The following is a 10,157-nucleotide window of genomic DNA, read 5'->3' as shown; positions in this document are numbered from 1 at the left end:
TCTTCCAAATGCTTCGCCCCTACTCACCACTGACCACAATCCAAATTAATACTTGCTGTGTATTCATCTTCTATTTTTGATAGTCATTTTGATACTTTCTCCCCTCAAGAACCTCAACGCGCTCCGATTGGGGTATTTGACAGTGGTATCGGTGGGTTAACCGTACTGCGACAAATTTATCAACAACTCCCCAACGAATCAATTATTTATGTGGGGGACACAGCCCGCCTTCCCTATGGTATTCGTTCCCAACCAGAAATTCTCCAATTTGTCCGAGAAATCCTCCATTGGATGCAGCAGCAACGGGTGAAAATGGCAATTATGGCTTGTAACACCAGTTCGGCTCTGGCATTAGATATAGTCCGTCAAGAATTTAATTTCCCCATTTTAGGAGTGATTCTACCAGGGGCAAAGGCAGCAGTCCAACAAGGACAGCGCATTGGTGTCATTGCTACTCCAGCTACGGCTCAAAGCAATGCCTACCGTCAGGCTATTTTAGAAATTCAACCCCATGTCCAAGTTTGGCAAGTCAGTTGTCCCGAATTTGTGCCACTAATTGAACAAAATCGCATTCATGATCCTTATACTACTGAAATCGCCAAAACTTATCTAGAACCTTTGCTGAAGCAGGAAATAGATACTTTAGTTTATGGTTGTACCCATTATCCCCATTTGTCACCAGTTTTGCGATCGCTCCTCCCTACCCAAGTCAAACTAATTGATCCAGCAGTTCATGTAGTAGCTGCTTGCTCTCAAGAATTAGATATACTAGGAATTAAGAATATTCATCCACCAATGCCCACCCGCTTCGCTGTCAGCGGTTGTCCTCAGCAATTTACCCAGTCTGCTTGGCAGTGGTTAGGCTATACCCCAATGGTAGAACAAGTCTGTTTTGCTGATGCTGTCGTATAATAAGGGGAGAAAGAAGAAAGAAGAAAATTTCTCCCTCTCCCCTCTCCCCTCTCCCCTCTCAGTGACTATTCATAGCTTCAGTCACATTTGTCGTTAATCCTCTTTGCTGCTTGTACTTATCTTGGACAGCATCAGAATCGCTTTGAGAAAGACCTTTTTTGCCCGTTCGCTTGGCTAATGCTAATAATAAATACACACTAAATAAGTATCCAGCAGCTAAAATAAATATCATCATGGGCATATTTCCGTAAATCATTGTTCCCCCATCTTTAATTACTAAGGAAGGTAAAATTGCACACAAAACTAGCGAAACTTTAGTTAATCCAAGCACACCCTTGATAACTGTAGTTAGCTATACTAAACTTTCCAGTAGAAAATACATTTTCTCTGGTCCATTAATTTATTTTCTTTAATATCAACTTTCCCAGGCCATACATCCGACAGCAGTAAAATTGCTAAATAGCAGAATTTAACTGCGCTCATCAGCAGTCTACCTAGCCTGTGTTATTGACTTCACGCCCATTTAAATAGATCTACGCCAATACCCAACGTGCGCTGAATACGTTGAGTTACTTCCATAACTGGAAAAGCATAATTCAACTCAAAAGGCATGATTATCGCCGAGAATCTAGGAATTATTCCCATTTTTGCTTTGGCGACGAGTTATTTTAGACCCACAACACTAATTCGTAAAATCACTCAATAATGGTTTTACTTAGGAAGTGAATAAGCTGAAAAATTTAATATCTCTAGGTATTAGCCTAACACAGCCAGCCTGAATTTGAAGCTAATTTTTTGACTAAATTTAAAAAATTTTCGTTGCTGACAGCGAATTTGCGGTTGTTGGTAATGCGCGTTATTTTATTAACATTTTACCTTTGATAATTACGCAGAATTGGGGTGACAAGAAATGAAGCGACATTAAAAGAGCATTTATGATAACATATTTTTAATTCAAGCTCCGAATAAATTAATAGATATTAAAAATCAGATTCCCAGAGGAAAACTTTGCGCTGACACTGGGTTATCTTAAAATTAAAGAATATGTAAACTTTCGTAACCTAAGCCAGAGTCCGCCTATCCATGACCCCAGCCACCTCCCTGTTTACCCCTGTGGAAGCAGACCTGCAAATACTAGCAGATAACCTTAAACAGCTAGTTGGAAATCGCCACCCCATTCTCTATGCCGCAGCCGAACACTTATTCGGTGCTGGGGGTAAGCGAATCAGACCTGCGATAGTGCTGCTGATATCGCGGGCAACCATGCTACCAGAAGATATTACACCGCGCCACCGACGACTGGCAGAAATTACAGAAATGATCCACACAGCCAGCTTAGTCCATGATGATGTAGTAGATGAGTCAGATGTCCGCCGTGGTGTACCGACAGTACATAGTTTGTTTGGTAATCGCATTGCTGTACTTGCCGGGGATTTCCTCTTTGCTCAATCCTCTTGGTATTTAGCAAATCTCAATAATTTGGATGTTGTTAAACTGCTTTCGGAAGTGATTATGGATTTAGCCGCTGGAGAAATCCAACAAGGGTTAAATCGTTTTGATGCTGATCTTTCTACAGAAACCTACCTGCAAAAGAGCTATTACAAAACAGCCTCATTAATTGCCAACAGTTCTAAAGCTGCTGGCTTAATTAGTGAAACATCCCTAGAAACTGCCGAACACTTGTACAGTTACGGTCGCCATTTAGGTCTTTCCTTCCAAATAGTAGATGATATTCTTGATTTCACCAGTTCCACAGACACCCTGGGTAAACCAGCGGGTTCTGACCTCAAAAGTGGCAACCTGACAGCACCAGCTTTATTTGCCTTGGAAGAAAAACCTGACTTGGCAGCCTTGATTAACCGAGAGTTTGCCCAAGAAGGGGATTTAGAAAAGGCATTGGCACTAATTCATGATAGTCGAGGTATCCAGAGAGCTAGAGAGTTAGCTGCTCACCATGGCAAATTAGCTACCGAGCATATTGGTATTTTAGAACCATCAGCATCCCGCGAAGCCCTGATGAATTTGACCGACTATGTCCTAAGTCGGCTCTACTAAGCAAAATTTAGGGCGATTTAAGGTTTGGGATTGTGGATATTAAATCTCCTAAATCCCAAATTTAGTTATGGATTCTTCCTCCTTCTAATTCTTCCTCCTGACTCCTGACTCCTGACTCCTGACTCCTAGTTAGGCAATATTGGGAGGAATTATTTTTTTGCCTTTAAATTCCTGTAATCGTTGCTGAATCAGCCTTTCTAGTTGAGAACGCCGCACTTCTACAGTATTTGTTATATTTCCTGGTGTTTCGATAAAAACTATGCTGTGTACTGGTTTCAGGGCTACTAATTGGAATAAAATTTGAGTAACATCCATGAGGGTTGGCAGCAAGTGAGGGTCACGCCCATCATCTGAGATTAGGGAAACATCTTGTATGGTAGGGAAAGCGTAAATAACTTGCTTTTCTATTCCTGGATTTGCGCGATTGCTCAATGTAGTTAAAACCCAATCCTGCTCAGAATTTTGGAGAATAAAGTATTGGTAGTGGTTTAACTTTTGGGCAATAGCGATTAATACAGGAGCGATTGATACCATAATCTGTGGTGTCACGCCATCCTGGGGTGCATTGTCTATCAGCAATTGAATTTGTGCTTCTAAATCCATCATGAGTTGTAAATGACTTTTGGATAATGGCTAAAACATGAGCGCAAAATATCCCACAAAATGGGGGTTCACAAGTTCAATCTTCTTACGCCACATATCCTCACTGTAGATTGGTTTGCGTTTGACTTGTACACAAAAACCATACAGCTATTATCTAAAGTCTGACAAGTCGTGTCCAAAGTATGTTAGGGTCTTTTTGAGAACTGGGACTATGAATTCAACAGCAATCGCAACTAATCAGGGGAAAATTTCTATCAGCGTGGAGGTCATCTTTCAATTCCTATTTAAGGAACTTCAACAGTCAACTAAGGCTTCGGAGCAAAATTGTCACGATGTATCTGTGAGAATTACTAACGAAGTTTTGCGGATTTGTAATGAAAGTAAACGCATTCAAACTTCCGGATCTGTAGAAAGTTCAGCCATGAGCCTAGCTAAACATCGGTTACAACAGTGTATCCGATACTATCAGTTAGGTTCAAGTCGTGGTAGGGTAGAATTACATAGCACATTGAGTGCTATTGTTTACCGTTATATTAATCCCCCTCACAAGCAATTAAGCTATCAAGGGCGGTTGACGATTATTGAAGATTTTCTCCAGAGTTTTTATCTGGAGGCTTTAAATGCTTTTAGAAGGGAGAACCAATTAGGTCTTACCTATCGTCCCCATACTCTCTTGGAATTGGGAGAATACATGGCATTTACCGAACGATATGGTAAACGGCGGATTCCCCTCCCCGGTAGGCAGCAACAGTTAATTATTCTGCGAGCGCAAACTTTTTCTAAACAGCAGCCTTTAGAAACAAGTGTAGATATAGAACAGGCATCATCTGGTGGGGGTGGTGAGTCTGACGGTTCTTGGGAAGAGCCAGCTATCCACCAATTGCGCTCGGCTATGGCAATGCAGCCCGAACCAGAAGAAGATACCCTGCGCTCGGTTGTGATTACTGAATTAATAGACTATTTAGCAGAAAAAGAACAATCCGACTGTGCTGATTACTTTGCTCTTCGTCTTCAGGATTTATCAGCACCAGAAATTGAGTCAATTTTAGGTTTAACATCTCGGCAGCGTGATTACTTACAGCAACGGTTTAAATATCATTTAATTCGGTTTGCTCTTTTACATCGCTGGGAATTGGTACATGAGTGGTTAGAAGTTTCTTTACCAACTAATTTGGGTTTAACTCCAATTCAATGGGAAACTTATACAGCCCAGTTAGATAATAAAGAAAAGTCCATCTTAGATTTGAAGCAAGCAGGAAAACCTGATGAGGAAATATCTAAGACTGTAGGCTTGTCAATGGCACAATTACAGAAACGTTGGTTTAAGATTTTGGAACAGGCTTGGGAAATTCGGAATTCCTTAGTGTCCGGATCTAGTGCATCTACCCATGAATGGTGACTTGTGAATCTTCACAAAATCATCAACTTGCTTGGGTATTGAAAAATTACAGATTCAGCACCTACTTGTATAGCTTGTTATAATGTGAGGAAATTGACGGGGCAGACATTCATTTCCAGATGGTAGCCAAATTATTGGTGAACTCAGATTGACAAGAAAAGCCCCAAACCTTTCAATTGGGAGAAATTCCTACTGTGCAAGAACGTTTTCAAGCTATTCTTAAGCGTCGTTTACAAGACCAAATAGAAAAAAATCCGCCGTTGTTCCCCTGGGAAACACAATCAGTGGAGTATCCTGACTGTGTAGAAGAACAATCTTTGGGATTAGTTCCTGTTTGGGGGTGGAGGGTCCACCAATCTAAGTTAAATTTACCGATTCCTTTGCCCGAAAAAGTTTTTTGGCAATTGTTGGCAAAATGTCAGGTTTTATTGACATCTTCCCTACCTCTGGGAGCTAAATTAGTTCAGGTGGTAGAAAGTATGTTTCCCACCGATACTCAAGTCATCAATGATTTGGCTGGGTTAGTGTTGAGAAGTTCTTATCGTTCTGCTGATACTTTGACAGCTACGGCTGATGTTGAGAGCGATTATTTTGATTTATTACCACGTCAACAAATGGCATTGTCGTTAATGGCAGCCAAGCAACTGTTAGAAAATCTAACTTTGCCGATTTCATTTAATCAGCCACTGCTAGAAAGACAATGGCTCACTACGGTGGGGACTTTGAGTATTCGAGTAGAATTACGGAATTTAGGTAAATTTACGAAGTTGACGGTTCAGGGTGAATTACCTACATTGGGGATTTTACAACTCCAGGGTAATCCTACTCAAGAATTTGTGAGGTCTGAGACTTCAGAAATACCGATGATAGAGTTACAAATTGATAGAAATCAGCCAACTTATACTTTGGCAGTGGAGTTTCCCGAATTGGATCAACAGCCTTTATTGTTGGCTATTCAGGTGAAAATCTAAGGCAAATGCCATATCTAGGAATTAGATGGGAGCAATGGCAACTGATGTATAATAATCTTGATTAATTTTCTGGCTTTAAAACTTAATTCTCTTGGGAATCAACAATATTAATTAAAGGTGTATCTAGAACCCTAGCTATGATCAGGATACTTGTACTCTTAGGGAGTATACGGCTAGGATAAGGGGGTGAAGACAAGATAATAGTTTTCATACCTAGCATTGTGTCCGCAGCGTCTACATCATAGCTTTGGTTGTTTGAAAATGTTTAATTTATCCAGGATGAATCGGTTTTGGCGTTTATCGGTAGGTAATCAGTGGCAACAAACTAGAGGAAAATCTCCAACAAGGGAAGTGGAAGATTCAATTCCTTTACGAGTGCTGGTGATGGCTTTGGTAATTTTGGGGATTGTGGCCACGGATATTGCTGGTGAAACTCAATTTAGTCTGTGGACAGTACCATTAACTATGGTAGGAACCGGGTGGAGTTACTACCGTCGCCGTAGTTCTAATATTCCTGTGCAGTTCTGTATTGCGATGGGAATGTTATTGGCTTTGGGGGCTTTTTTTGGGCGGTTTATTGGTAATTGGAATGATACTCGGCTAAGTTTGGCGGAGTTATTGATTCAATTGCAGCTATTACATAGTTTTGATACGCCCCGACGCAAAGATTTGGGCTATTCGATTGTGATTGGGTTGATATTGCTGGGTGTGGCGGCGACGTTGAGCCAAACTATGACGTTTGCACCTGTGTTGCTATTATTTTTAGGAATATCTCTCCCCACTTTAGTGCTTGATTACCGTTCTCGTCTAGGGTTCAAGCAATCTACTTGGGAAAAATCTGCCAAAAAGAACAATTCTAGTTTCAATTTTAAATTTCTAATTGTAAATTTTTTGTTGATTGTGGCTTTAGGACTGGGGATTTTTGCAATTTTACCCAGAGTTCCTGGTTATCAGATTCAGTCTTTTCCTGTGAGTGCGCCCCTGAAAATTCCCGAAAATTTCACGGGGCGGAGTATTATTAACCCCGGTTATGTCCGTGAAGGCAAGGGTAATGGTCAAGGTAATGGCAATTATAGTGGTAGTGGCTCAGGAAAAGCTGGTGAACCAGGAAAAATAAACAGTAATTTTTATTACGGTTTCAATAGCGAGATTAACCAAAACCTGCGGGGGGAAATGAAACCCAAGGTGGTGATGCGTGTGCGATCGCAAGCAGCAGGTTTTTGGCGCGTCCTGGCCTTTGACAATTATACGGGTAAGGGTTGGAAGATTTCCCGAAATGATCAAGTTACTACCCTCAGACAATCATCCTGGACTTCCCGCATTTCTATTGATTTTCCACCCTTGGCTACCCTCACCAAAGAGGTAGTGCAAACCTATAATTTGGTGACAGAGTTGCCTAATCTGATTCCGGCAATGTCCTATCCCAAAGGTTTGTACTTTCCCACACCAATGATAGCGGTTGATCAAGAAGATGGTTTACGTGCGCCAGTACAGTTATCAGAAGGGCTAACATATACCGTAGTTTCGGATGTTCCTTACCGCGATCGCTCTTTATTAGGTAAAGCATCAACTAAATATCCAGCCAATATTAAAAACTATTACCTGCAAATCCCGCCAAAAATTGCCGATAAAGTCCGCAAACGAACTGAAGAAATACTGGCTAGTTATGATCAACAAAGGGTTTCCCGTTCTCCAGGGACGAAAAGCCTAGATTCAGCTTATGAAAAAGCTCTTTACTTAGCCCAGTATGTTAAACAAAATTACACCCTACCGACAAATCCTTTAGATTTGCCTTATTTGAATGAAAAGGATGACTTGGTAGAAAGCTTTTTATTCAAAAATAAAGGTGGTTATCCAGACCATTTTTCCACTGTATTAACGATTATGCTACGTTCTGTAGGTATTCCATCACGGCTAGTGGCGGGATTTGCCCCAGGAGAATTTAATCCGTTCACAGGGATGTATGTCGTCCGCAATACTGATGCCTATGCGATGACAGAAGTTTATTTTCCTAAGTATGGCTGGTTTACCTTTGATCCAATTCCTGGCCATCCTTTAATTCCCCCTTCGATAGAAGAAGATCAGACTTTTAGTGTGCTGCGGCAATTTTGGAATTGGGTGGCTGGTTGGCTACCTTCACCAATTACAGCTATTTTAAATACTGTATTTGGGACGATATTTAGCTGGTTATTTCAAGGAATAGCTTGGTTTTTGGCTTTATTTACCAAAGGTTGGTTAGGCATATTAACCGGTTTAATTGTCGGTACAATCGCCGCTTTTTTCGGTTGGTTGACTTGGGGACAATGGCGCAAATGGCTTAATATCCGGTTGTTAAAGAAGTTATCTCCAATGGAAAGACTTTACCAACAAATGCTGCAATGGACTGCTAAACAGGGTTTAGGTAAGCATCCTAGTCAAACACCTCTGGAATATGCCCAGTTTTCATATCAACACCATTCTCCAGAAATAGCAAAAGTAATAGATGAAATTTGTCATGCTTATGTGAGTTGGCGTTATGGTAGACATACTCCAAACTGGCAGCAATTACAACAAAGATGGCAAGCATTGAAGAAAGTTGATAAAAATCGCGTTTCTTGATCATTCGGGGCATTTACAGCACTTTCCGGTGTTATGAGGTACTTATGTAGCGTGCAAGATGCCCGCACTACAAGAGTTTCATAATTCAAGTTTGTACCTCATTAGAGCGAAATCTGCCGGATAAATGCCCATTCCCAGCTTAAAAAAGCTCATCTTGCCTATATTATTTTCAATTCAAAAGAAACATTTACTAGCTTAGATGGATATAATCTTGCATATATCATAGGGAGTATTTTTAGGAGATTTGGCCGATAACACAGCTAAAAAAAGCATAAGTTATGAAAAAACTCAGATTAACGGGGGTTAAATCGTTGTAACTCCCATTCTTTAGCGATAACATGGAAATAAGTTTGCTACAAGCTTTTCATTTCTCGTTTAGCTGAAATTTTTTTTATGGAAATTCAATTAATCAATATCGGGTTTGGTAATATCGTCTCTGCCAACAGAGTCGTTGCCATCGTTAGTCCAGAATCTGCTCCCATTAAACGCATTATCACCGATGCTAGGGATAGAGGTCAATTGGTTGATGCTACTTATGGAAGACGGACGAGGGCAGTGATTATTACTGATTCTAGTCATGTTATTCTCTCTGCGATTCAACCAGAAACCGTAGCCAATCGGTTTGTGATTTCTCGTGATCATCATGTTGTAGATAATTAATCATCGGCATAATTATCAACCCAACTCTATTTGTACCATATCGGCTGTACTATGTGAATTAGACTGGTTTTCTGTCACCAGTGCTACAAATTCTTTAGTCTTGATGCTATTTTGAAGAGTGAGGATAAGAAATACTGCCGCAGAGGCTGATACCGTAGGTATTTAACCATCTCAAGTCCTAAATTCAAAATAGTATTAGTTATTTTAGTCGCTAAAACAAGACTAAGGAATCATTTGTATTTATTAATTCACTTTTTTCACGGATAATGCAAGTTTTACCTACCCATAATGGTGCAAATACGAAAGAATGTCCGCCTCTGGGCAAACTAATTGTTTTAACCGGTCCGAGTGGAGTCGGCAAAGGTACGTTAATGAATGAAATTCTCCGGCGTTATCCAGAATTGCATTATTCAGTATCTGCAACGACTCGTTCACCTCGTCCGGGAGAAATCAATGGTAAAAACTATAACTTTATTAGTCGGAGTCAGTTTGAACAGTTAGTTACTCAAGGCGAATTTTTAGAATGGGCAGAATTTGCTGGTAACTGTTATGGTACGCCCCGTGAATCTGTTTTGAACTATATTCAGTTGGGTAAGTTGGTGTTGCTAGAAATTGAACTAGCAGGAGCAAGACAAATCCGTCATACATTCCCTAGCGCCCTGAGTATTTTTATTTTGCCACCTTCATTTGCAGAACTAGAAAACCGCATTCGTGGACGGGGACAAGATTCAGAAGAGGCTATTTCTCGTCGTTTGCAACGTGCTGAAGAGGAGATTGCCGCTGCTAACGAATTTGATATAAAAATTATCAATGATGATTTTGAGCAAGCTTTAAAGGAAATAGAGATAGCTATTTTTGGTTCAGAGTCTCCTCTATGAAGACACGAAGATTTTAATGCAAGTAATCAATGAACAATAGGTGACATACTCCACACACTCCCTTATGCCTTGCGGTCCCGT

The 10,157-nt window shown here is 40.5% G+C and carries 9 protein-coding genes; 7 read left to right on the top strand and 2 right to left on the bottom strand.

Annotated elements, in window-relative coordinates; all coding sequences use genetic code 11:
- The first annotated feature begins 57 nt into the window (after positions 1 to 57).
- Positions 58 to 912 carry a glutamate racemase gene (gene murI / locus FJR08_RS15085; protein ID WP_168633710.1) on the top strand — a complete coding sequence of 285 codons (855 nt, stop codon included), beginning with the start codon at positions 58 to 60 and terminating at the stop codon, positions 910 to 912.
- Positions 913 to 970: 58 nt separating this feature from the next.
- Here the strand turns inward: murI and FJR08_RS15080 are convergent, their stop codons facing one another.
- Positions 971 to 1,168 carry a hypothetical protein gene (locus tag FJR08_RS15080; protein WP_015080668.1) on the bottom strand — a complete coding sequence of 66 codons (198 nt, stop codon included), beginning with the start codon at positions 1,166 to 1,168 and terminating at the stop codon, positions 971 to 973.
- Between the two features lie 827 nt (positions 1,169 to 1,995).
- Between FJR08_RS15080 and sds the strand changes: the two genes are divergently transcribed.
- Entirely contained in the window at positions 1,996 to 2,967 is a 972-nt protein-coding gene (sds, locus tag FJR08_RS15075) for a solanesyl diphosphate synthase (protein WP_168633709.1), read from the top strand.
- A 129-nt stretch (positions 2,968 to 3,096) separates the two neighbouring features.
- On the opposite strand, the gene FJR08_RS15070 is transcribed toward sds, so the two are convergent.
- The gene (locus FJR08_RS15070) at positions 3,097 to 3,570 is read right to left on the bottom strand and encodes a hypothetical protein (RefSeq protein ID WP_041458069.1); all 474 of its coding nucleotides are present in this window, start codon (positions 3,568 to 3,570) and stop codon (positions 3,097 to 3,099) included.
- A 211-nt stretch (positions 3,571 to 3,781) separates the two neighbouring features.
- On the opposite strand from FJR08_RS15070, the gene hetZ reads away from it, so the two are divergent.
- From hetZ to gmk, 5 genes are all read left to right on the top strand, one after another.
- Entirely contained in the window at positions 3,782 to 4,969 is a 1,188-nt protein-coding gene (gene hetZ, locus FJR08_RS15065; RefSeq protein WP_168633708.1) for a heterocyst differentiation protein HetZ, read from the top strand.
- 194 nt (positions 4,970 to 5,163) lie between these two features.
- Positions 5,164 to 5,940 (top strand): PatU, encoded by a 777-nt coding sequence (locus FJR08_RS15060; protein WP_271822451.1) that lies wholly within the window; start codon positions 5,164 to 5,166, stop codon positions 5,938 to 5,940.
- Between the two features lie 261 nt (positions 5,941 to 6,201).
- A complete protein-coding gene (locus FJR08_RS15055) occupies positions 6,202 to 8,538 on the top strand; it encodes a DUF3488 and DUF4129 domain-containing transglutaminase family protein (protein WP_254435767.1) in 2,337 nt (778 codons plus the stop codon).
- A gap of 393 nt (positions 8,539 to 8,931) precedes the next feature.
- Positions 8,932 to 9,198, top strand: a complete 267-nt coding sequence (gene remA, locus FJR08_RS15050) for an extracellular matrix/biofilm regulator RemA (RefSeq protein WP_015080662.1) — start codon at positions 8,932 to 8,934, stop codon at positions 9,196 to 9,198.
- Positions 9,199 to 9,461: 263 nt separating this feature from the next.
- A complete protein-coding gene (gene gmk / locus FJR08_RS15045) occupies positions 9,462 to 10,076 on the top strand; it encodes a guanylate kinase (protein ID WP_041458067.1) in 615 nt (204 codons plus the stop codon).
- Positions 10,077 to 10,157 lie beyond the last annotated feature (81 nt).

Origin of the sequence: Dolichospermum sp. UHCC 0260 (assembly GCF_009711985.1) — a bacterium.
GTDB lineage: Bacteria > Cyanobacteriota > Cyanobacteriia > Cyanobacteriales > Nostocaceae > Dolichospermum > Dolichospermum lemmermannii.
The sequence above is the reverse complement of the archived record's forward strand: the minus strand, read 5'-3'. Positions and strand labels throughout refer to the sequence as shown.

Bases quoted from the DNA above. Each gene is read 5' to 3' on its own strand.
- FJR08_RS15070 (WP_041458069.1), bottom strand. From the start codon at position 3,570: ATGGATTTAGAAGCACAAATTCAATTGCTGATAGACAATGCACCCCAG.
- remA (WP_015080662.1), top strand. From the start codon at position 8,932: ATGGAAATTCAATTAATCAATATCGGGTTTGGTAATATCGTCTCTGCC.
- FJR08_RS15080 (WP_015080668.1), bottom strand. From the start codon at position 1,168: ATGATTTACGGAAATATGCCCATGATGATATTTATTTTAGCTGCTGGA.
- hetZ (WP_168633708.1), top strand. From the start codon at position 3,782: ATGAATTCAACAGCAATCGCAACTAATCAGGGGAAAATTTCTATCAGC.
- sds (WP_168633709.1), top strand. From the start codon at position 1,996: ATGACCCCAGCCACCTCCCTGTTTACCCCTGTGGAAGCAGACCTGCAA.
- FJR08_RS15055 (WP_254435767.1), top strand. From the start codon at position 6,202: ATGTTTAATTTATCCAGGATGAATCGGTTTTGGCGTTTATCGGTAGGT.